The following is a 21,978-nucleotide window of genomic DNA, read 5'->3' as shown; positions in this document are numbered from 1 at the left end:
TCGCGCCGCTCCTGCCGTTGGTCCCATGAAGCGCAATAGCCGCCGGGCCGTCGCCTGTCACCCCCGCCCCGTTTCCGGCCTCGCGCCGGCGCTGCCGGAGCGTCGCGCCGGGATCCCGTGCAAGGCCCTGCGCAGCAGGCCCTATTCCTGTCGCAGCGTTCGGATCGAGAAGCGCCTGCGGCGATCTCGTGCGCTCAGCCCACTCTCCTCGCGCGGCCTGCCCCTGCGACAGCATTGTCGCTTGCGGGTGGGGGGTCGACCTCCTACGTCCGGCGCGGGGCAAGGAGACATCATGGACGATCGCACGCCGGACTCGCGAATCTGGCCGCCCCTCTCGCCACTGAGCACCGGGATCCGGGGCCGCTGCCCGCGCTGCGGGGAGGGGCATCTCTTCAACGGCTTCCTCACCATCGCGCCGGCCTGCGAGGTGTGCGGCCTCAACTATTCCTTCGCCGATCCGGCGGACGGGCCCGCCTTCTTCGTCATGTGCTTCGCCTGCGTGCCGGCGGTGGTGTTCGCCATCTGGCTGGAGGTGGCCTATGAGGCGCCATACTGGGTGCACCTCGTGACCACCGTGCCCCTGCTGCTCCTCACCTGCATACCCCCGCTGCGCCCGCTCAAGGGCTGGCTGGTGGCGAGCCAGTTCTATTACAAGGCCGAGGAGGGCCGCCGCGTCGTCACCGGGGACGGCGCGCGCAGGCCCGGCGCCTGAGCGCGGATCGCGATCCGTATCAGCGCGGCGCGCCTGCGGGCGGGTCGGCGGCGGCGTGGAGGCCGGCGGCCTTCTGGGCGAAGAACTGGTCGATGCCCTCCACCACCTTTTCGGCGATGCGGGTGCGCCCCTCCGGCGAGGTGAGCAGCTTCAGGTCCTCCTTGCTGGACATGTAGCCCACCTCCAGCAGCACGGAGGGCACGTCGTGGGCGCGCAGCACGCGGAAGCCGGCGGATTTCAGCGGCGCGCGGTGGAACCGCACCGTGCCCTTCATGCTGCCCACCAGCGAGCGGGCCAGCAGCGCGGAGAAGTTGCGCGTCTCCCGCTGGGCGAGGTCCACCAGGATGCCGGCCACCTCGTCGCTCTCGTCGGAGAGGTCCACGCCGGCGATGAGGTCCGCCTTGTTCTCCTTCTCGGCGAGGTGGGCGGCATCCGCGTCGCTCGCGGTCTCGGACCGGGTGTAGACGCTGGCGCCGCGGGCCTGCCCGTCGCCGCGGGCGAGCGCGTCGGCGTGGAAGGACAGGAACAGGTCGGCGCGGTGGGCACGGGCGATGCGCACCCGCTCGCCCAGCGGCACGAAGGTGTCGGTGGAGCGCGTCATGACGACGCGATAGGCGCCGGAGCGTTCCAGCAGGTCGCGCACGGCGAGCGCGGTCTCCAGCACCAGAGTCTTCTCCACGAAGGCGGAATAGCCCGACGTGCCCGAATCGATGCCGCCATGGCCGGGGTCGAGCACCACCACGGGGCGCGCATCCCCGATCTCGGGCGGCACGATGGGCGTCGCCGGCGGCGCGGTGCGCTGGGCCGCCGCCTTCGCCGCAGTGCGGGCGAAGGTATCCGGATCGGTCTTCACCAGGTCCACCACAAGGCGGGCGGGCTGGTCATCCACCGGATCGAGCACGAAGGCCTTGTCGATAGCCACGGGGGCGGTCACCTCCAGCACCATGCGCGCCTTGCCCGGCGCGAACACGCCGAAGCGATAGGCCGAGACGAGACCGCGCTTCAGCTGGTTCGATTCGGGCTTGAGCGCGAAGGCAACGTCCGGCAGATCGAGGATCACCCGGTAGGGCTCGGCCAGGGTGAAGGCGTGGAACTCCACCGACCGGTCGAGGTCGAGGACGAGGCGCGTGCGCTGGGCGTCGCCGGCGAGCCGCGCATCGGTGGCCACGGCGGACCTGGTGTCGGCGGGCGGGGCTTCCGCGGGCATGGTCCCGGCGGATTTCACCTCGGCCGACATGACCGCCGCGCGCACCCCCTCCCCGGCCATGGCGGACCCGGCGCAGGCCAGTGCCAAAGCCAGGGCCGAGACGACCGCAAGGGCGTGCCCCATGGCGCAGGCGCCGGGACCGGTTGCGGGCAAAAGGCTGCGGCGCCTTGTCCCGGCAGGCGCCGGAGCACGGGAGCATCGGGGGCTCAGGTCCGGGCGCAGCTCCATGGGCATCCCATCTTCGCGCGATCGCAGGATCGGGCCATCCAAGGAGGGCAGCCTTAAGGCCGTGCCCGTAAACGCTCCGTTGACGAAGCGTTATAGCCTGCCGGAGCGAGGAAGTGGACGCATAAACCTTGCCAAGCGGGAAGTCGGGCGGGTAAGAATGTCGTCGTACACAGTTCGCGTTCCGGAACAGGCCCTTCGGCCCCGGTTGCCGCGGCTGCCGCAGGTGGTATTTCTTCGATCCCGGGCGGGCCGCTGAGCGCGCCGGATGCCCGGAAGTCAAGGAACACCTCCATTGCCGCTGGCGGCTCGACCACTTGAACGTGGAGCCCCGCGGTGAGCGCCCCCACCGGCGCTCGATGCGTCAGCCCCACCGGCCGCCTCAGTCGAAGAGCCGCAAGGGACGATCTGGGGAATCGGGCGAACGTGTACCGTGGCCGGAACAAGGCGCCCGCCTTTCATCCGGTCTGGAACCCTTCATCGAGGAACGGGTAGCCGAGGGCATGGATTTTTCTCCGCACGACAGGCGCGTTATGCGCGCCCCCGTGTGCCCCGACGTCGAGGGTCGTAGCGACACGACCCGGCGCGCCCGCTCCTCCTCATCATCCTCACGTCATCACATCCGGCGCCCGAGCGGCCTGGGCGACCCCGATGGGGGCGCGCCCGGGCGGCTGTCGCGGACCTATGCCCGCGGCGCCGTGAAGAGAGAATTCCATGGCCAACAAGATGCTCATCGATGCGACCCACCCGGAGGAGACCCGGGTCGTGGTCGTGCGCGGGAACAGGGTCGAAGAGTTCGACTATGAGTCGGCGTCCCGCAAGCAGCTGCGGGGCAACATCTATCTGGCGAAGGTGACGCGCGTGGAGCCCTCGCTCCAGGCCGCCTTCATCGAATATGGCGGCAACCGCCACGGCTTTCTCGCCTTCAGCGAGATCCATCCGGATTATTACCAGATCCCCGTGGCCGACCGTCTCGCTCTGATCGAGGAGGAGGAGCGCGCCGCCCGCCTCGCCGACGACGAGGCCGAGCTGAAGGAGCGCCGCCGCGAGCGCGGCCGCGCCCGCCGTTCCAGCCCCGAACAGAGCGTGAGCGAGCGCGCCGAGCCGGCCGAGGACGCCGGAACCGTCGCCGGACCTGCGGCAGAGGCCGCGCCGGAGCTCACGGGCGATTTACCGGAATATGATACTGCTCTCACCTCCGGCGATACGGCCGAAACCGGGACGCCCGAGACCATTCCCGGCATTGCCGCCGAATCGGATGCGGCCCCCGTCGCGGCCGAGCCGGAAGATGTCGCGATCGAGCCCGCCCCCGAGACGCACCACGCGCCCGAGAGCGTGACCGATCTGCTCTCCGCCGCCGAGGCGGCCGAAGCCACTGCCGCGCTTGAGGAAGCCGAGGCCGAGGCCGCCATGGGCACGCCCTTACCGGCCCCGGTGGAGCAGCATGGCGCCGACGACGAGGACATCCGCCGCAGGGAAGCCGCCGAGGGTGAAAGCCACCCCGCGCCGATCCTCGACATCGAGGAGACCCCTGCCGAGGCCCGCCGCGTCGAGGACGACGAGGATGAGGACGAGGACGACGGGGACGTCGACCAGATCGACGAGGAAGAGGAGATCGAGCATCTCGGCGCCGACGATGACGCCATGGAGGAGGTGCCCGAGCGCGCGCCGCAGCGCCGCGCCCGTTCCTACAAGATCCAGGAGGTCATCCGCCGCCGCCAGGTGATGCTGGTGCAGGTGGTCAAGGAGGAGCGCGGCAACAAGGGCGCCGCCCTCACCACCTACCTCTCGCTGGCCGGCCGCTATTCCGTCCTGATGCCCAACACCGCCCGTGGCGGCGGCATCTCCCGCAAGATCACCAACACCGTGGACCGCAAGCGCCTGAAGGAAGTGGTGCAGGACCTGGAGGTGCCGGAGGGGATGGGCATCATCCTGCGCACCGCCGGAGCCAACCGCACCAAGGTGGAGATCAAGCGCGACTTCGAATACCTCCTGCGGCTGTGGGAGACGGTGCGCGAGCTGACCCTGTCCTCCGCCGCGCCGAGCCTCGTCTATGAAGAGGGTTCGCTGATCAAGCGGGCCATCCGCGACCTCTACAACAAGGACATCGACGAAGTTCACGTGGCCGGCGAGGAAGGCTATCGCGAGGCCAAGGACTTCATGCGCATGCTCATGCCGAGCCATGCGAAAAGCGTCCTGCCCTATCGCGAGCAGCAGCCCATCTACGCCCGCTACGGGGTGGAGCAGCAGCTCGACGCCATGTTCTCCCCCGTGGTGCAGCTGAAGAGCGGCGGCTACATCGTCATCAATCCGACGGAAGCTCTCGTCTCCATCGACGTGAACTCGGGCCGCGCCACCCGCGAGCACCATATCGAGGACACTGCGCTCAAGACCAATGTGGAAGCCGCCGAGGAGATCGCCCGCCAATTGCGCCTGCGTGATCTGGCCGGCCTCATCGTGGTCGACTTCATCGACATGGAGGAGAAGCGCAACAACCGGGCGGTGGAGCGCAAGCTCAAGGACTGCCTGAAGAACGACCGGGCGCGCATCCAGATCGGCCGCATCTCCCATTTCGGCCTGCTGGAAATGTCGCGCCAGCGCATCCGCACCGGCGTGCTGGAAAGCTCCATCGAGGTGTGCCCGCATTGCGGCGGCACCGGCCACGTCCGCTCGGCGGCGTCCGTGTCGCTCCAGCTGCTGCGCGCGCTGGAAGAGCAGTTGCTGCGCGCGGCCACGCACAACCTCATCGCCCGCACCCGCACCGAGGTGGCGCTCTACGTGCTCAACCAGAAGCGCGCCCACCTGCGCGAGCTGGAGGATCGCTTCTCCGTCACCCTCTCCATCGCCGCCGACGAGAGCGTGACCGGCCACCAGCCCTTCATCATCGAAAAGGGCGACCTGGCCGTGCCGCCGGCGCCCGCGCCCCGCCCCAGTTCCGTGGTGCACCCCGATTCCATCCTGCTCGACGAGGACTATGCCGAGGAGGAGGACGAGGAGATCGTCGAGGAGGCTGCCGAAACCGAGGCTGAGGCCGAAGGCGAGAACGGGGAGCGCGCCGACGACGGCAACCGCAAGCGCCGCCGTCGCCGCCGCCGCCGCCGGGGTGACCGCGAGGAGACCCGCGAGGCCGGCGCCGAAGGCGAGGGCGACGACGAGGACGATGCCACCGCCGAGGCCCAGGAGGGCGAGGACGGCGAGGGCGAGGACGATGACCGCTCCGAGGAGGAGCGCGCCGCCGATGCCGAGCGCTCCGATGAAGAGAATGCCGAGCGCCGCCGCCGTCGTCGCGGCCGTCGCGGCGGCCGTCGCAACCGCCGGGAGCGCGAGGGCGAGACCACGCTGGCCGCCGGCGAATCCGATGGCGAGCCCGGTGAGGACGCCGAAGACGCCGACGAGGCGGATGCCCTCGCCGAGGCCCGCGATGGCGAAGCCGAGGCGGCCCCCGCCTTCGAGGCGCGCATTCCGGTGACCGAAGCGGAGGCGCCGGAAGCCGCCGCGGAGATCCCGGCTGTGCCCGTCCTCTTCACCCCGGCGCCGGTGCCGGTGGTGGTGGTGGAAACGCCCGAGACCAAGGCCGCCGAGACCAAGACCGCCGAACCGGAAGCCGTCGCGCCGGCCAAGCCGCGCCGCCGTTCCACCGTGCGCGAGAAGGCGCCGGTGATCCTCACGGCGGACACTGCCGCCGAGGCGTCCCCGGCAGGCGCCGGCGTGACCGCCTCCCCGGCCGAGCTTCAGCCGGTCCCGGCCGAGCCGGAGGCTTCCGCCCCGTCCGAAACCGTGCCGCAGCCCGCTCCCGAGGCCGCAGCCGCCGAAGCGCCCGCCGCCGAGCCAGCGGCGGGCCCGGTCGAGGAGACCCCGGCCAGCAAGCGGTCCGGCTGGTGGCAGCGCAAGCTGTTCGGCGGCTGAGGCCCGGCTTCTGACCTCCCGATACGACGCCTCCCGGCCCTCCGGGAGGCGTTTTCGTTTGGTGGCGTCAGCCGTCCCGTCGCGAAGCGGCCACGTTTGCCCCGCATAGCGTCTTACCTGCGAATCCTCTTCACGTGCGGCGCGGAACCGCGCATTCCACTCGCGCGGACGTGAAAGGGAAGTTGCGCTCCCGGCCCCAGCCCCGCACTGTGGGCCCTTCGCACGGGAGTGAAGTCGCGCTATGCGGTGCCGCGCCTGATGGGGCGCCGTGGGAGGGAACCGGCGAAATGCGGTTGATCTTGAGGTTTCTGGGGTTCGTGTTCGCGCTCACCACGGTGGTCCTCCTCGCGGGTGCCGCGGGCGCGACCTATTTCGTGTGGAAGTACTCCCAGGACCTGCCGGACTACTCCCAGCTGCAGAATTACGAACCGCCGGTGATGACCCGCGTGCACGCGGCCGACGGCGCGCTGGTGGCGGAATACGCCAAGCAGCGCCGCCTCTACATTCCCATCCAGTCCGTGCCGCAGTCCGTCATCGAGGCCTTCCTGTCGGCCGAGGACAAGAATTTCTACGAGCACGGCGGCATCGACCCGACAGGCATCTTCCGCGCCGCGGCCTTCTATTTCCAGAATTACGGCAAGAACGTCCGGCCCCAGGGCGCCTCCACCATCACCCAGCAGGTGGCCAAGAACTTCCTGCTCACCAACGAGGTGTCCATCGACCGCAAGGTCAAGGAAGCGCTGCTCGCCCTGCGCATCGAGCGCACCTATTCCAAGGACCGCATCCTCGAACTGTATCTCAACGAGATCTATCTCGGCATGGGCGCCTACGGCATCGCCGCCGCCGCTCTGGTCTATTTCGACAAGTCGGTGGACGAGCTGAACGTGCAGGAAGCGGCCTATCTCGCCGCTTTGCCGAAGGCGCCCTCCTCCTACAATCCGTTCCGCGACCGCTCCCGCGCCGTCGATCGCCGAAACTGGGTGATCGACCGCATGGTGGAGAACGGCTTCGTCTCCCAGGCTGACGGCGAGGCCGCCAAGAAGTCGCCCCTCGACGTGACCCCCCGTCCCTCCGGTGCCCAGATCTTCGCCGCCGAATATTACGCGGAGGAAGTCCGCCGGCAGATCTACGAGCGCTATGGCGAGCGCAAGCTCTACGAGGGCGGCCTCTCGGTGCGCACGCCCCTGGACCCCAAGCTCCAGGTACTGGCCAAGAAGACCCTCACCGACGGCCTCGTGCGCTATGACGAGGAGCGCGGCTGGCGCAAGCCCGTCACCCACATCGACCTCTCCGGCGGCGTGGACTGGGGGGTGAAGCTCGGCGAGGTGAAGGAATTCACCGACATCCCCTGGCGCCTCGCCATCGTGCTGGACGTGAACAAGGACAATGCGCGCATCGGCCTCCAGCCGCCGCGCACCAAGTCCGGCGCCCGCTCCACCGACCGCGAGGTGGGCCTCATCCCCGTGGACGGCGCCAAATGGACCCGCCGGCCCCTGCCGCAGGTGCTGAAGCCCGGCGACGTGATCTATGTGGAGCCGCTGGGCGACCGCGTGGGCCAATGGCGCCTGCGCCAGCTGCCGGGCGTGGAGGGCGCCATGGTGGTCATGGAGCCCACCACCGGCCGCGTGCTCGCCATCTCCGGCGGCTTCTCCTACGACGAGAGCCAGTTCAACCGCGCGACCCAGGCCATGCGCCAGCCCGGCTCCTCGTTCAAGCCGTTCGTCTATTCGGCGGCGCTGGACAATGGCTATACCCCCTCCACCATCGTCATGGACGCCCCCTTCGAGCTGGAGCAGCAGGGCCAGGCGACCTGGCGGCCGGAAAACTATTCCGGCAAGTTTTACGGCCCGCAGACCCTGCGCTTCGGCCTCGAGCAGTCGCGCAACGTGATGACCGTGCGCCTCGCCAACGACGTGGGCATGCCCATCGTCGCCGAATACGCCAAGCGCTTCGGCATCTATGACGACATGCCGCCCTATCTCGCCATGGCGCTGGGCTCCGGCGAGACCACGCTGCTGCGCATGACCGGCGCCTACGCCATGATCGCCAATGGCGGGCGCAAGGTGACGCCCTCGCTCATCGACCGTATCCAGGACCGCTACGGCCACACCATCTTCAAGCACGACGAGCGCGAATGCCGCGGCTGCGAGGCCGACAAGTGGGACAACCAGCCCGAGCCCAGCCTCGTCGATCGCCGCCCGGTGGTGCTCGACCCCATGACCGCCTACCAGATCACCTCCATGATGGAAGGCGTGGTCCAGCGCGGCACCGGCACCGCGCTGAAGGAACTGGGCAAGCCTATCGCCGGCAAGACCGGCACCACCAACGACGAGAAGGACGCCTGGTTCATCGGCTTCACGCCGGAAATCGTGGTGGGCGTCTATCTCGGCTACGACAAGCCCCGGGCCATGGGCAAGGGCTCCACCGGCGGCCTCATCTCGGCGCCCATCGTGCGCGACTTCATGAAGGTCGCCATCGCCGACCGCCCGGCCCTGCCGTTCCGCGTGCCGGCGGGCATCAAGCTGGTCCGCATCGACCGGAAGAGCGGCCAGAGGACCGGCTCTGGCGACGGCAATGCCATCCTCGAGGCCTTCAAGCCCGGCACCGCCCCGCCCGACAGCTATTCGGTGGTGGGCTATACCGGCACCGACGGTGCCGCGCCCGAGCCCGACCGCACCGTGCGCACGGGTGGCGGCCTCTACTGAGATGGCATCCCTGGGGCGGCGCGCGCCGCCTCCGCCATCGCCGCCCGGAAGGGGCGCGATGATGCAGGGTCAACCGCGTATCATCGCGGCACCGTGGCGCGACGCGTAGTCTCCGCCTGCTCCGACCGCCGTCCCGGGAACGAGCGCTCAACCCCGGGACAAGGCAGCCGTTTTCGGCGCCGCACCGCCTCTTCCGTTTACACTCGCCCGCCCCGCCGCTATTTTCCGCGGCCCCTCGGGTCATCAATCGATCGGCCGCGCCCACGGCCGAACGGTGCATGACCTTCCGCAAACATGGAGACGGACCGGCCGCACGGGTCTTTTCGACCCGAGCCCCTCCGCATCCAGCCTGAGTGAGATGAGCCATGCGCGCGGAACTCGCCGCGAAGGTCGACGAGATCAGAGCCTCCCTGGACCTGCTGCGGTCCCACCTCGACGTGGACCGCTCGCGGCGGCGTCTTGCCGAGCTGAACGCCATGGTCGAGGACCCGACCCTCTGGGACGACCCGGACCGCGCGCAGAAGATCATGCAGGAGCGCACCACCCTGGAGGACGGCCTCGGTGCCATCGACCGCGTGTCGCAGGATCTCGCCGACAATGTGGAACTGATCGAGCTGGGCGAGGCGGAAGGCGACGAGGGCGTCATCACGGAAGCCGCCGCGGCCCTCGACGGCCTCAAGGGCGAGTTGGCCCGGCGCGAGCTGGAGGCCCTGCTCTCGGGCGAGGCCGATTCCAACGACACCTATCTCGAGGTCCATGCCGGCGCCGGTGGCACCGACAGCCAGGACTGGGCCGAGATGCTGCTGCGCATGTATCGCCGCTGGTGCGAGCGTCACGGCTTCAAGGTGGAGCTGATGGACGAATCCCAGGGCGAGCAGGCCGGGCTGAAGTCCGCCACCATCCAGGTGAAGGGCCACAACGCCTATGGCTGGCTGAAGACCGAGGCCGGCGTGCATCGCCTGGTGCGCATCTCGCCGTTCGATTCCAACGCGCGGCGCCAGACCTCGTTCGCCTCCGTGGACGTCTATCCGGTGGTGGACGACCGCATCGTGGTGGACATCAAGGAAGCCGACGTGCGGGTGGACACCATGCGCTCCGGCGGCGCCGGCGGCCAGCACGTGAACAAGACGGAATCGGCGGTGCGCCTCACCCACATCCCCACCGGCATCGCCGTGGTGAGCGAGGGCGACCGCTCCCAGCACAAGAACCGCGCCACCGCCTGGAACATGCTGCGTGCCAAGCTCTACGACCTGGAGCTGAAGAAGCGCGAGGCCGAGGCGGCGGCCGAGCAGGCGGCGAAGACCGATATCGGCTGGGGCCACCAGATCCGCTCCTACGTGCTCCAGCCCTACCAGCTGGTGAAAGACCTGCGCACCGGCGTCACCTCCGGCACCCCGCAGGAGGTGCTGGACGGCGACCTCGACCCCTTCATGCAGGCGGCCCTGGCCCAGCGCGCCTATGGCGGCGGCCCGGACAGCGTGGAGGACGTGGATTGATCCACGTCTGAGCCCGTCATCGCAGGAGGCGGCGCCGTGCCCGCTGCCGGCTGGCCGGCGCGGCGATGTGGACGTCATGTCGCAGCGGCGGCCGGAATCGTCCGGCCGCAACGCTCCGGCGCGGCGCACGCGCCTCAACCGACCCTGCACCTGCCCTGACGGCATCCGGGTCCGCCCGAAAATCCTTTGCGCTTTCCGCTGCTTGCGTCATCCTGAACGGCTCGTAATGTACCCGGGCCGGCCGCTCCCGGCCTCGGGCGAAACGGAGCCGTCACGCATGGCGTATCCGAGGTCGTATCCGACGACACCTACCTTGGGGAGACTCCCCGGCCGCGCCACGCGGCGTGCCCTCGGCCTCGCCTTGTGCCTGTCGGCGGCGGCGGTTTCGCCCCGCCTCGCCCGCTCCCACGAATGGTATCCCGCCTATTGCTGCTCGGGGCAGGATTGCTACGAGATCGGGCCGGAAGACGTGGAGTTCGCGGGCCAAGGCTACTTCATCAAGGCGACGGGCGAATATTTCCCGCGCCACGCGGTGCCCGAGAGCCCGGACGGCAAGTTCCACCGCTGCTCGGTGCAGGGCAAGCGCGAGGGCCGCACCCTCTGCCTCTTCGCGCCGACGCCGGCCTTCTAGAGCACGCGTTGCCCGATCACCACCAGGCGCGGCCAATGTTGAAGGTGTAGCTCAGCGAGACGCCGGCCATGAACTGGTTGGCATCGGACGTGAGCGGCGAGGACGAGGCATCGCCCAGCAGACGGCCATAGGTACCGTAGACGCCGGCTTCGAAGCCGTTGCGGAAATTGTAGGTGAGCTGCGCCGTGGCGCCCACGAGATCGAAGCCCGCGCCGGCATTGTACACCGGCAGCGGATTACCCAGCGCGGTCGCCAGCGCCGACTGCAGCGGCGTGACCCCGAAATAGCTCTCCATATAGCCGGCGCCGCCATAGGTGAGCCGCGGCCCGACGGCGAAACGCCACTGGCCATAAGGCAGGATGACATCCGCGCCCAACATGCCGCGCACGCCCTCGAAGCCGCCGAAGCCGTAGCGCAGCTCGGCGCGGGTGCGCAGCCAGTCGGTCACGTACCATTCGGCGAAGCCACCCGCCTCCACCGACATGTCCAGGTCGCCGAGGCCGGTCAGGCGGTAGGAATCATCCTGGTTGCGCCCCCAGTCCAGCCGCCCAACCGCGCCAATGCGGAAATTGCCGGTATCGAACAGGGCGATGGAGGGATTGTCGTCCACGCTGCGAAAAACGTTCAGCTGGCTCGCCTTGCGGATCGAGAAGATCAGGCCGGGCCGCACGGTGTAGCCGTCCGCGCCGGGATAGTCCGGTTCCAGCTGGCCCGAGGCGCCGATGGTCAGGTACCAGTCTTCCTGCACGGAGGGCGCGACGGGAGCTGCCGGCGGCGGCGAGAACAGGTCGGCCGCCTTGGCGGGAACGAGCCCGCCCGCCGAAAGCACCACGGCGAGAAGAGCGAAACGCAGCGACCGATGCATGGATGACCTCTGGCTGAAACCGCGGCCATCCTGCGGCCGAGCCATTTGCAAATTCCGAACAGGGCGGCCCCGGCCGCACTAACCAAGAGAAGATGGCTAACGGCCTGTTGCGTCAAGAGCTTCCCGGCAGTACCGGAAAGGGCGTTGCAAATCCGCCACGCTTCTCCCGCAGCCTGGCTAAGCTGCAGCCCCGCGGCCTGTCAGCCTGGCCGCCGACCCCGCCGCGTCCACAGGAACGCTGCGGCGACGGCCACCAGCGCCGCCGCAAGGCCGTACCAGGTGAGCGCGTATTCAAGGTGGCGGTTGGGGAAGGCGAGGCGCGTGCCGCCGCCTGCCGGCAGATGTCCCGGCACCGCGCCCGCCTCCTGGTCGATGATGAAGGGCGCGGCGGCGAGGCCACGGGCCGCGGCGATCCCGACGGGATCCATGCGGTAGAAGCTGTCCCGGGCCGGATCGTTGGCCGGAACGAACCAGCTTGCCTCCTCCGGGAAGCGCAGCAGGCCCACCACCTCCACCTCGCCGCTCACTTGCCCCGCCACGCGGGTGGCCGCATCACGCAGGCCGAGGGGCACGAAGCCGCGATTGACAAGCAGCGGCGGCCCGTCCGGGCGCAGAAGCGGCGTCACCACCAGGAAGCCCTGTCCCTTGAGCGGGCCTGCGGCATCCTCGCCCCGCACCGTATAGACGAGGGTCTCCCGAGCATGGTCGAAGGTGCCTCGCGCACGCACGCGGCGATACTCGTCCGCCTCGCGGGTCAGATGTGGCCATGCAGCGGAAGGGGGAACCGGCTCGGGAGCGGCATGAACCCGTGCCTCGACGCGCGCGAGCAGGTCTTCCTTCCAGGCACGCCGCTCCAGCTGCCAGGTGCCGAGCCCCACGAGAATGAGAAACGCGGCCAATGCGGCAAGTGCCGGCAGCAGCAGTCCGCGGGCCGGCAGAGCTTCACGCCGCGCCGCATCGTCCGTCGGATGGCTCACGGCGTATGGGAATCGAGCCGCCCTTCGGCGGCCTTGTTGCGGTACTGGAGCGCCACCATCACCCCCTTGAAGGGGCGCAGCAGGCCGAGGGTGACCACCAGGATGGCGGGGACCCAGAGCAAGGCATGGACCCAGAGCGGCGGCTCGAACGACACTTCGACCCAGAAGGCCAGCGCAACCACGATGAAGCCGGCGATCAGGATGACGAAGACCGCCGGCCCGTCGCCGGAATCGGCGAACGCGTAATCAAGCCCGCAGGCCGTGCAGGAGGGGGCCAGATCCAGGAAACCCTTGAAGAGCGGCCCACGCCCGCAGCGGGGGCAGCGGCAGCCAAGGCCAGCCGACCAGGGGGAGATCGGCGCGAAATAGGGATCCAGCGGCATGGTCGGGCTCCAAAGGGCCGCACGCGGCAGCCGAGGATGGGGGCGGGACGGCCGGAGCCACCCCGCCCATCCGTCGCGATCAATGACCGGCGGAACCGCCCGACGCCCACACATAGATGAACGTGAACAGGAACAGCCACACCACGTCCACGAAGTGCCAGTACCAAGCCGCGGCTTCGAAACCGAAGTGCTTCTGCGGGGTGAAATCACCCTGGTAGGCACGCAGCAGGCACACCGCCAGGAAGATGGTGCCGACGATCACGTGGAAGCCGTGGAAGCCGGTCGCCATGAAGAAGGTGGCGCCATAGATGTTGCCCGCGAAGGCGAAATGGGCGTGGGCATATTCGTAGGCCTGGAGCGCCGAAAACAACACGCCGAGGGCCACGGTGCACCACAGGCCCCATTTGAGGCCCTGCCGGTCGCCATGCACGAGGGCATGGTGAGCCCAGGTGACGGTGGTGCCGGAGGTGAGCAGGATCAGCGTGTTGAGCAGCGGCAGGTGCCACGGATCCAGCGCCTCGATGCCCTTGGGCGGCCACACGCCGCCGGTGAACTCCAGCCGCTGGTAGTTGATGGCCTCTGCGGTGAACAGGGACGCATCGAAGAAGGCCCAGAACCAGGCGACGAAGAACATCACCTCGGAGGCGATGAACAGGATCATACCGTAACGCAGGCCCAGCACCACGACCCGGGTGTGGAGGCCGGCGCGGCTCTCATGGACCATGTCCCGCCACCAGCCGAACATGGTGTACAGGACGCCCAGGAAGCCCACCGACATGATGAGTGCGGTGCCGCCATGCATCCAGACCACCGCGCCGGCGGTGAGGATGAGCGCCGAGACGGAGCCGATGATCGGCCAGGGGCTCGGATCGACGACGTGGTAATCGTGCTTCTTGACGTGTGCCTCGGCCATCGCGGTCGGCCTCCCTTCCCCTGTCTCGAAAGGCCCCGCCGAAGTCCCGGCGCGTGACCCTGTTTTTCGGGACGGCCCGGCAGGGCCGCCCGTGTCGGATATCTCTCCCCGGAGCGGTGAACGCCGATCCGGTCTCTAGAGCGGCTTGCGCTCCGCCTCCGCCCCGTTCGCCCGCGCCACCGGCTTGTCCGGCGCCTTGGCCGGGAAGAAGGTGTAGGACAATGTGATGCTGCCGAGCCTCTTCAGGTCCGGATCCTGCTCGATGGCGGGGTCCACATAAAAGACGACCGGCATTTCCAGCTTCTCGTTGGGCGTCAGCGTCTGCTCCTCGAAGCAGAAGCACTGCAACTTCACGAAATACGCCCCGGCCTGCGGCGGGGAGACATTGTACGTGGCGTTGGCGTGGGTCTCGCCCCCCGAGCGGTTCGCCGCAGTGTAGTGGGCGAGGCTGGTGGCCCCCACCTTCACCGTCATCTCACGCTCCACCGGAGCGAAAGCCCAGGGCAGGCCCGGCGCCACATTGGCGTCAAAGCGAATGGTGATCTCGCGATCGATGGGCGTGGCGGGCGCCGATCCCACCCGCGTGGCACCGCCGAAACCCGTGAGGGCGCAGAACATGGCATAGAGCGGCACGGAGGCGTAGGTGACGCCGACCATGGCGGCGATGAAGGCGACACAGGCCGACGCCACCACGAGGTGACGGCGCCCGGCGCGGTCCCTGCCGCGTCCTTCGCCCGCTGTGCGCTCAGCCTTGCCCGCGTCCATCTTTCACCCTCGCCGTGCGGATCGCCTCCGATCCCTTCCTCGCGCCTTCACGCCTCGCGTCCGAAATCCCCTCCCCGTCGCCTCACAGGGGCCGGTTCAACACATTGGGCCCCAGCTTCACGATGGTCACCACGTAAAACAGGATCGCCAGGAACCCGAGCACGGACGCGATCGCGATGTTGCGCGCCCGCCGCCGCCGCACCTGTTCCGGCGTCAGGATCACGCCGTCCTCGTTCGAGGGGCGGGGCGTCTTCTTGTTCCCGCTCATCGCATCAGCCCGCCGACCACCGCCTCGCCGAGAAGGGTCGCGAACAGGGCGAACAAATAGACGATGGAAAAGCCGAAAAGGCTCTTCGCCGCCTTCACCGCCGGCTCGCCCTCGCGGCGCCGGAACACGCGCCAGGCGAGATGGATCATCCATGCGCCGGCCAGGATCGCGACGGCGCCATAGGACAGGCCCGCATAGCCAAGCACGGCCGGACTCGCGGCCAGCGGCACCAGGAAAAGGGTGTAGAGCAGGATCTGGAGACGGGTCTCGTCCGGGCCTGCCGTCACCGGCAGCATGGGCACTCCGGCCCGGGCATAGTCGTCCGCCCGATAGAGGGCGAGCGCCCAGAAATGGGGCGGCGTCCAGAAGAAGATGATGGCGAAGAGCAGAACTGGCTCGAGCGAGACGGTGCCCGACGCGGCGGCCCAGGCCACCAGCGGCGGAAAGGCACCCGCGGCCCCGCCGATCACGATGTTCTGCGGCGTCGAGCGCTTCAGCCACATGGTGTAGATCACCACGTAGAAGAAGATGGTGAAGGCCAGAAGCGCGCCCGCGAGCGCGTTGACCAGGAGGCCCAGCACCCCCACCGAGAAGGCCGAAAGAGTGAGACCGAACGCCAGCGCTTCCTGCGCGCTGACCCGCCCGGACGGCACCGGCCGCTTGCTGGTGCGGGTCATGACGGCGTCGATGTCCGCATCCCACCACATGTTGAGCGCCCCGGCCGCACCCGCGCCGACGGCGATGCACAGGAGCGCGGTGAAGGCGATGACGGGATGCACGTCGGCCGGCGACCGCACCAGGCCCACCAACGCGGTGAAGATGACGAGCGACATCACACGCGGCTTCAGCAGCTCGAAATAGTCGCGCGGCGAAGCCAGCCCCTCGCCGGTCGCCGCAAAGGCGTACGGCTCGGAAGTGGTCAGGCTCGCCCGTTCGTCACGCATCCCCGAACTCCCTCAAACCCGTGTTCGCTCCCTGGATCCATTGCCCTGGCCGAACTGCTGGGGTGGACCCGCGCGCCTCTGCGGGCGGCTTGAACCAAATGTCTCGAACTCTCGCCCCCGGACACCCGTCACCCGCACGATGCCTCAAGGCGCAGTGCCCCCGATCCGGAAGGCGGAAGAAGCCGCGGTCGCCCGCGGCTTCCGTTTCGTGGCCGTTGCGACCGGTCATCACTTGATGCGCGGCAGCACCTCGAACTGGTGGAAGGGCGGCGGCGAGGAGAGGGTCCATTCCAGCGTGGTGGCGCCCGGACCCCACGGATTGTCCCCGGCCCTTTCCTTGCGGATAAAGGCGAGCGCCGTTCCGGTCAGGAAGATCAGCACCGCGACGCCCGAAATGTAGGAGCCGATGGAAGAAACGAAGTTCCAGCCCGCGAACGCGTCCGGATAGTCGGCATAGCGGCGCGGCATGCCGGCGAGGCCGAGGAAATGCTGCGGGAAGAAGATCAGGTTGACGCCGACGAAAGTGACCCAGAAGTGCAGCTTGCCCCAGAATTCCGGGATCATGTAGCCGCTCATCTTGGGGAACCAGTAGTACCAGCCGGCGAAGATGGCGAACACGGCGCCGAGGGACAACACGTAATGGAAGTGGGCCACCACGTAATAGGTGTCATGCAGCGAACGGTCGATACCGGCATTCGACAGCACCACGCCCGTCACCCCACCCACCGTGAACAGGAAGATGAAGCCGATGGCCCACAGCATGGGCGTGCGGAACTGGATGGAGCCGCCCCACATGGTGGCGATCCAGGAGAAGATCTTCACGCCCGTGGGCACCGCGATGATCATGGTCGCGGCCACGAAGTAGGACTGCGTGCCGCTGGACAGGCCCACCGTGTACATATGGTGCGCCCACACCACGAAGCCCACCACGCCGATGGCGACCATGGCATAGGCCATGCCGAGATAGCCGAAGATGGGCTTGCGCGCGAAAGTGGAGATGATGTGGGAGACGAGGCCGAACCCCGGCAGGATCAGGATATACACCTCCGGGTGCCCGAAGAACCAGAACAGATGCTGGAACAGGATCGGGTCGCCGCCGCCGGCCGGGTCGAAGAAGGTGGTCCCGAAATTGCGGTCGGTCAGCAGCATGGTGATGGCACCGGCCAGCACCGGCAGCGACAGTAGCAGCAGGAAGCCGGTGATGAGCTGCGACCAGGCGAACAGCGGCATCTTGTGCAGCGTCATGCCCGGCGCGCGCATGTTGAAGATGGTGGTGATCAGGTTGATGGCGCCCAGCAGCGAGGAGGCGCCGGCGATGTGCAGCGAGAAGATCAAAAGGTCCATGGCCGGGCCGGGATGGCCGAGCTTGGACGAGAGCGGGGGATAGATGGTCCAGCCGCCGCCGAAGCCGTTGGAGCCGGCCGCGCCTTCCACGAACAGCGACGACAGCGCCAGGATGAAGGACGGCGGCAGCAGCCAGAAGGCGATGTTGTTGATCCGCGGGAAGGCCGTGTCCGGCGCGCCGATCATCAGCGGGGCGAAATAGTTGCCGTAGCCGCCGATAAGGGCGGGCATCACCATGAAGAAGATCATGATGAGGCCGTGGCCGGTGGTGAAGACGTTGAACGCCTGCGGATCGGAGAAGATCTGCAGGCCGGGGTGCTGCAGCTCCATCCGGATGGCGATGGACAGGATGCCGCCCACGATCCCCGCCACGATGGCGAAGATCAGGTACATGATCCCGATGTCCTTGTGATTGGTCGAGAAGACCCAGCGCTTCCAGCCCGTGGGGATGTGCGCGTCGTGATCGGCGTGATCGTCGTGGGTATGGGTGACTGCCTCGGTGGCCATTCCCGCTATCCTTGTCCTTCCGGCGCCGGCGCCCGTCTCGCCGCACCGCTGCTTGCTGCTCCCGCCCCCGGCCTCGACCGGCGGCGCAATCCCTTGGGGCGCCGGCGCCGGGCGCCGGCGCAACGCTCAGCGCGCCGGAGCGCGGGCCGCCTCTCCGGCGTCGGCCATCTTGCCGGCGGCATCGGCGGCAGACGCGAACTTCGCCTTCGCCTGGGCGACCCAGGCCGCGAAATCGGCCTCGCTCACCGCGCGCACCGCGATCGGCATGAAGGCGTGGTCACGGCCGCAGAGCTCGGAGCACTGGCCATAATAGATGCCCTCGCGGGTCACCTTGAACCAGCTCTCGTTCAGGCGTCCGGGATTGGCGTCGATCTTCACGCCGAAGGACGGCATGGCGAAGGAGTGGATCACGTCCGCGGAGGTGACCTGGATGCGCACGATCTTGTTGATCGGCACCACCACCTCGTTGTCCACGGCGAGCAGGCGCGGCTGTCCCGGCTTCAGGTCCTTCTCGGCGACGAGGTAGGAATCGAAGCCGAAGGCACCGTTGTCGGGATATTCGTAGGACCAGTACCACTGGTGCCCCGTGACCTTCACCGTCAGGTCCGGCTTGGGGATGTTCAGCTCGAGGTGCAGCAGCCGGAACGACGGGATGGCGATGAGCACGAGGATCAGCACCGGAATGACGGTCCACGCCACCTCGATGAGCGTGTTGTGGCTGGTCTTGGACGGTACCGGATTGGCCCGCTCGTTGAAGCGAACCACCACGATGGCGAGCAGCACGAGGACGAACAGCACGATCGAGGTGATGATGGCGAGCAGCAGCCCGTTGAAATTGTGGATCTGCTCCATCACCGGCGTGGCGGCGCCCTGGAGGTTGATCTGCCACGGGGATGGCTGGCCGGTCTCGGCGCAGGCGGCGCTCGCGAACAGGCTCGCGGCGCACGTGCCCACGGCAAGGGCAGCGGAGCGAAGGAACGACATCATCTTCAACGGCTCTCCCTGGCCGGCGGATCGAACAACGCAGATCGAACCGCCGTCTTGCTGGGCCCGCCCTGCACGCTCAGCGGAGCGCCGCCCGGACCACTTGTTGAAGTGAGCTACCCATCCGGCGGAGACCGCTGGCAAGTGCACTGATTTTTAAGGCAGCCACTCTCCCTAGGGTTCATCAAACATAATTGGGTGCGCCTTGCAATCGCCCAAGCCTGGCCCTCGGTGCGACAATAAGTCGATGCATGTCAGCCTTCGGAGTCGGCTCTCCCGGCGGGTCCGGGACCGGCCCTTGCACCGCCTTGCCCGGCCGCGCCGCAGCCTTGGCCGCGCGTGACCGCCAGACGCGGCATGCCGCTAGGGAATAGAGACAAAATGGCGCGCGCAGCCTACCCGCCGATACCGGCCTGACAGGACATGGACCGGCGCCGAGGCGGGCTCCGGGGAGAATCCCCCCGCCATGCGCAAGCGCCATGCCGCCGCCGCATTGTTGACAGGATGGCTAGGCCATTAAGGCATTGGTTCACTAAATCAGATAAGGCAGGTTTGCCTGGCGCCCGCCGGGTCCCTGCCGGAGCTTGCGATGGTCGTGTCGTTCCCCGCCCGCCACCTCTTCCTTTCGGGCCGTGCCGCGAGGGCCCGGTCCGGGACGAGGATCAGCGCGCTGCTTCTCCTGTTCGGCGCGCTGGTCGCAGCAGCGCTCGGCACAGCACAGCCCGCGGCCGCGCAGGGCGTGGTGAAATCGGTGCACGGCGAATGGCAGATCCGCTGCGACACACCGCCCGGCGCCCAGAGCGAGCAATGCGTGCTGCTCCAGTCGGTGCAGGCGGAGGACCGCCCGAACGTGGGCCTCACCGTCATCGTGCTGAAAACGGCGGACCAGAAAAGCCGCCTGCTGCGCGTGCTGGCGCCCCTCGGCGTGCTGCTGCCGGCGGGGCTCGGCCTGAAGATCGACGAGCAGGACGTGGGCCGCGCCGGATTCGTGCGCTGCCTGCCCAATGGCTGCGTGGCCGAGGTGGTGATGGACGACGCGCTCGTCGCCCGCCTCAAGGCCGGCAAGCTTGCGACCTTCATCATCTTCCAGACGCCGGAAGAGGGCATCGGCGTCCCGCTCAGCCTCAACGGTTTCGGCCCCGGCTTCGACACGCTGCGCTGAAGACGGAGCCGGTCCGGCTTTCACGCAGGGGCGCGTGATTCCCGGACTTGCCCACAGCCCCTGCTGCGCCGCAGCATGGGCATGGTTTGGACATGCTTGCTGCCCACAAACCTCAAGCGGAGTGCGGTAGCAGCATGCGCGTCGCCCGGACGGCCTGAAGGAGGTCCGGGCCTGTGGCGTCGGGGGCCGGCGGGGAGAGGTGGATGCACGGGGATGAACACGCACTCTTCGGCGCGGCGCTCGCCTTCCTCGCCGCGGCCGTCATCTCCGTTCCCATCGCCAAGCGCCTCGGTTTTTCTCCGGTGGTCGGCTATCTGCTGGTCGGCATCGCCATCGGCCCGGTGGGCTTCAATGTGGCGGACCCGGCCGTCGTCTCCACCGTCGCCGAGCTCGGCGTGGTCATGCTGCTGTTCCTGGTCGGACTGGAGCTGAAGCCCTCCAATCTCCTGTCCATGGGCCAGTACATCTTCGGCCTCGGCACGGCGCAGCTGATCCTCACCGCCCTCGCCTTCGCGCTGCTGGCCTATTTCGGCCTCGGCTTCGGCGTCGCCGCCGCGGTGGTGAGCGGGCTCGCCCTGTCGGTCTCCGGCACCGCCATCGCGCTCCAGCTCCTTGGAGAGCGCGGCGACCTTGCCTCCCCCTACGGCCAGCGCACCTTCTCCATCCTGCTGTTCCAGGACATCGCGGTGGTGCCCCTGCTCGCGCTGGTGCCCCTGATGGCGCCGGGCGGCGAGGCCGAGGTCGCCCGCGATCCCAAGGCCACGCTGCTCGCGGCCCTGATCGCGGTGGCGGCCATCGCCATCATCGTGGTGTCGGGGCGCTACCTGCTCAATCCGCTGTTCCGCGTCTTGGCCCGCTCCGGCGCGCGCGAGGCGATGACGGCGGCCGCCCTGCTCGTGGTGATGGGCGCCGCGGGGCTCATGGAGGCAGCGGGCCTGTCGGCCGCGCTCGGGGCCTTCCTTGCCGGCCTGCTCCTGTCGGAAAGCACCTTCCGCCACGAGATCGAGGCCAATGTGGACGCCTTCCGCGGCCTGCTGCTCGCCGTGTTCTTCATGAGCATCGGCATGTCGCTCAACATCGACGTGGTGCTCGGCCATATCCCGAGCCTCTTGGTGGGCACGCTGGCGGTGGCGGTGGTCAAGTCGCTGATCGTCTATCTCGTGTTCCGGGCCGACAACATCGCCGCCCAGGATTCGATGCGCGCGGCCATCGCGCTCATGTCGGCGGGCGAATTCGCGTTCGTGCTGTTCCCGCTCGGCCTCGGCACCGGCATCCTGAAATCCGAGCAGGCGGACCTGCTGATCGCCCTCGCCGCACTCACCATGATTCTCGGGCCGCTGCTGTTCGCCGCCTTGTCGCGCCTGCTGCCCCGCTTCGCCCGCCCGGAGACGGAGCCGCCGGCCGACGACTTCGCCGATGCGGACGGCTCGGTACTGGTGATCGGCTTCGGCCGTTTCGGCCAGATCGTCTCCCAGTGTCTCCTGGCGCAGGACGTGAGCGTCACGATCATCGACAAGGACGTGGAGATGATCCAGAGCGCCGGGCGGTTCGGCGTGCACATCTATTATGGCGACGGCACCCGGCTCGACGTGCTGCGTGCCGCCGGGGCGGAGACCATGGAGGTCATCTGCGTCTGCGTGGACAACAAGGAGGACGCCAACCGCATCGTCGAGATCGTGCGCGCCTCCATCCCCAATGTGCGCCTGTTCGTGCGCAGCTTCGATCGCGTGCACTCCATGGAGCTGCTGCGCCTCGGCGTGGATTTCGAGCTGCGCGAGACCGTCGAATCGGCCCTGTCCTTCGGCGCCCGTACCCTGGAGGCGCTAGGCGTGCCGCAGACCGCGGCGGCCGCGCGCATCGCCGATGTGCGCCAGCGCGACCGCGCCCGCCTCGAGCGCCAGCTGGAGGAAGGCATCTTCGCGGACGCCGACGTGTTCCGCGGCCACAAGGTGGAGCCCGAGCCCCTCACCCAGCCCGAGAAGCC

Annotated in this window: 17 protein-coding genes; 7 read left to right on the top strand and 10 right to left on the bottom strand. The window is 68.6% G+C overall.

Going from position 1 to position 21,978, the window contains the following annotated elements; translation table 11 throughout:
* Positions 1-292 precede the first annotated feature (292 nt).
* Positions 293-712 (top strand): DUF983 domain-containing protein, encoded by a 420-nt coding sequence (locus tag K9U40_RS04595; RefSeq protein WP_282889038.1) that lies wholly within the window; start codon positions 293-295, stop codon positions 710-712.
* A 19-nt stretch (positions 713-731) separates the two neighbouring features.
* Here K9U40_RS04595 and K9U40_RS04590 read toward each other — a convergent pair whose 3' ends face one another.
* Positions 732-1,979 (bottom strand): N-acetylmuramoyl-L-alanine amidase, encoded by a 1,248-nt coding sequence (locus tag K9U40_RS04590; RefSeq protein WP_432715904.1) that lies wholly within the window; start codon positions 1,977-1,979, stop codon positions 732-734.
* A gap of 879 nt (positions 1,980-2,858) precedes the next feature.
* Here K9U40_RS04590 and K9U40_RS04585 point away from each other — a divergent pair.
* The 4 genes from K9U40_RS04585 (at position 2,859) to K9U40_RS04570 (ending at position 10,882) form a co-directional block, all read left to right on the top strand.
* Entirely contained in the window at positions 2,859-6,050 is a 3,192-nt protein-coding gene (locus K9U40_RS04585; protein WP_282889036.1) for an Rne/Rng family ribonuclease, read from the top strand.
* A gap of 287 nt (positions 6,051-6,337) precedes the next feature.
* Positions 6,338-8,755, top strand: coding sequence for a penicillin-binding protein 1A (locus tag K9U40_RS04580; protein WP_282889035.1), 2,418 nt, complete (start codon positions 6,338-6,340; stop codon positions 8,753-8,755).
* A 365-nt stretch (positions 8,756-9,120) separates the two neighbouring features.
* Complete coding sequence (prfB, locus tag K9U40_RS04575) at positions 9,121-10,251, top strand: peptide chain release factor 2 (RefSeq protein WP_282889034.1); 1,131 nt, start codon at positions 9,121-9,123, stop codon at positions 10,249-10,251.
* Between the two features lie 313 nt (positions 10,252-10,564).
* On the top strand, positions 10,565-10,882 hold the full coding sequence (locus K9U40_RS04570) for a hypothetical protein (RefSeq protein ID WP_282889033.1): 318 nt from the start codon (positions 10,565-10,567) through the stop codon (positions 10,880-10,882).
* A gap of 16 nt (positions 10,883-10,898) precedes the next feature.
* Here the strand turns inward: K9U40_RS04570 and K9U40_RS04565 are convergent, their stop codons facing one another.
* The 9 genes from K9U40_RS04565 to coxB form a co-directional block, all read right to left on the bottom strand.
* Positions 10,899-11,747, bottom strand: a complete 849-nt coding sequence (locus tag K9U40_RS04565) for a MipA/OmpV family protein (protein WP_282889032.1) — start codon at positions 11,745-11,747, stop codon at positions 10,899-10,901.
* Between the two features lie 200 nt (positions 11,748-11,947).
* The gene (locus tag K9U40_RS04560) at positions 11,948-12,724 is read right to left on the bottom strand and encodes an SURF1 family protein (RefSeq protein ID WP_282889031.1); all 777 of its coding nucleotides are present in this window, start codon (positions 12,722-12,724) and stop codon (positions 11,948-11,950) included.
* Positions 12,721-13,107 (bottom strand): DUF983 domain-containing protein, encoded by a 387-nt coding sequence (locus K9U40_RS04555; protein WP_282889030.1) that lies wholly within the window; start codon positions 13,105-13,107, stop codon positions 12,721-12,723. The genes K9U40_RS04560 and K9U40_RS04555 overlap by 4 nt, the downstream gene beginning before the upstream one ends.
* A 79-nt stretch (positions 13,108-13,186) precedes the next feature.
* Complete coding sequence (locus K9U40_RS04550) at positions 13,187-14,020, bottom strand: cytochrome c oxidase subunit 3 (protein WP_282889029.1); 834 nt, start codon at positions 14,018-14,020, stop codon at positions 13,187-13,189.
* Positions 14,021-14,155: 135 nt separating this feature from the next.
* Positions 14,156-14,785 (bottom strand): cytochrome c oxidase assembly protein, encoded by a 630-nt coding sequence (locus K9U40_RS04545; RefSeq protein WP_282889028.1) that lies wholly within the window; start codon positions 14,783-14,785, stop codon positions 14,156-14,158.
* An 82-nt stretch (positions 14,786-14,867) separates the two neighbouring features.
* Positions 14,868-15,053, bottom strand: a complete 186-nt coding sequence (locus K9U40_RS04540; protein ID WP_282889027.1) for a hypothetical protein — start codon at positions 15,051-15,053, stop codon at positions 14,868-14,870.
* On the bottom strand, positions 15,050-15,997 hold the full coding sequence (locus K9U40_RS04535) for a heme o synthase (protein ID WP_282889026.1): 948 nt from the start codon (positions 15,995-15,997) through the stop codon (positions 15,050-15,052). Before K9U40_RS04535 ends, K9U40_RS04540 begins: the two co-directional genes overlap by 4 nt.
* 228 nt (positions 15,998-16,225) lie before the next feature.
* Entirely contained in the window at positions 16,226-17,848 is a 1,623-nt protein-coding gene (gene ctaD / locus K9U40_RS04530; protein ID WP_282889025.1) for a cytochrome c oxidase subunit I, read from the bottom strand.
* A gap of 126 nt (positions 17,849-17,974) precedes the next feature.
* The gene (coxB, locus tag K9U40_RS04525; protein WP_282889024.1) at positions 17,975-18,835 is read right to left on the bottom strand and encodes a cytochrome c oxidase subunit II; all 861 of its coding nucleotides are present in this window, start codon (positions 18,833-18,835) and stop codon (positions 17,975-17,977) included.
* A gap of 586 nt (positions 18,836-19,421) precedes the next feature.
* Between coxB and K9U40_RS04520 the strand changes: the two genes are divergently transcribed.
* Both K9U40_RS04520 and K9U40_RS04515 read left to right on the top strand, forming a co-directional pair.
* Complete coding sequence (locus tag K9U40_RS04520; protein WP_282889023.1) at positions 19,422-19,994, top strand: invasion associated locus B family protein; 573 nt, start codon at positions 19,422-19,424, stop codon at positions 19,992-19,994.
* A gap of 203 nt (positions 19,995-20,197) precedes the next feature.
* A partial coding sequence (locus K9U40_RS04515; RefSeq protein WP_282889022.1) for a monovalent cation:proton antiporter-2 (CPA2) family protein occupies positions 20,198-21,978 on the top strand: 1,781 nt, incomplete at its 3' end.

Source organism: Xanthobacter autotrophicus (assembly GCF_030015065.1).
GTDB classification, from domain to species: Bacteria; Pseudomonadota; Alphaproteobacteria; order Rhizobiales; family Xanthobacteraceae; genus Xanthobacter; species Xanthobacter autotrophicus_D.
This window is presented reverse-complemented; position numbering and strand designations above follow the sequence as displayed.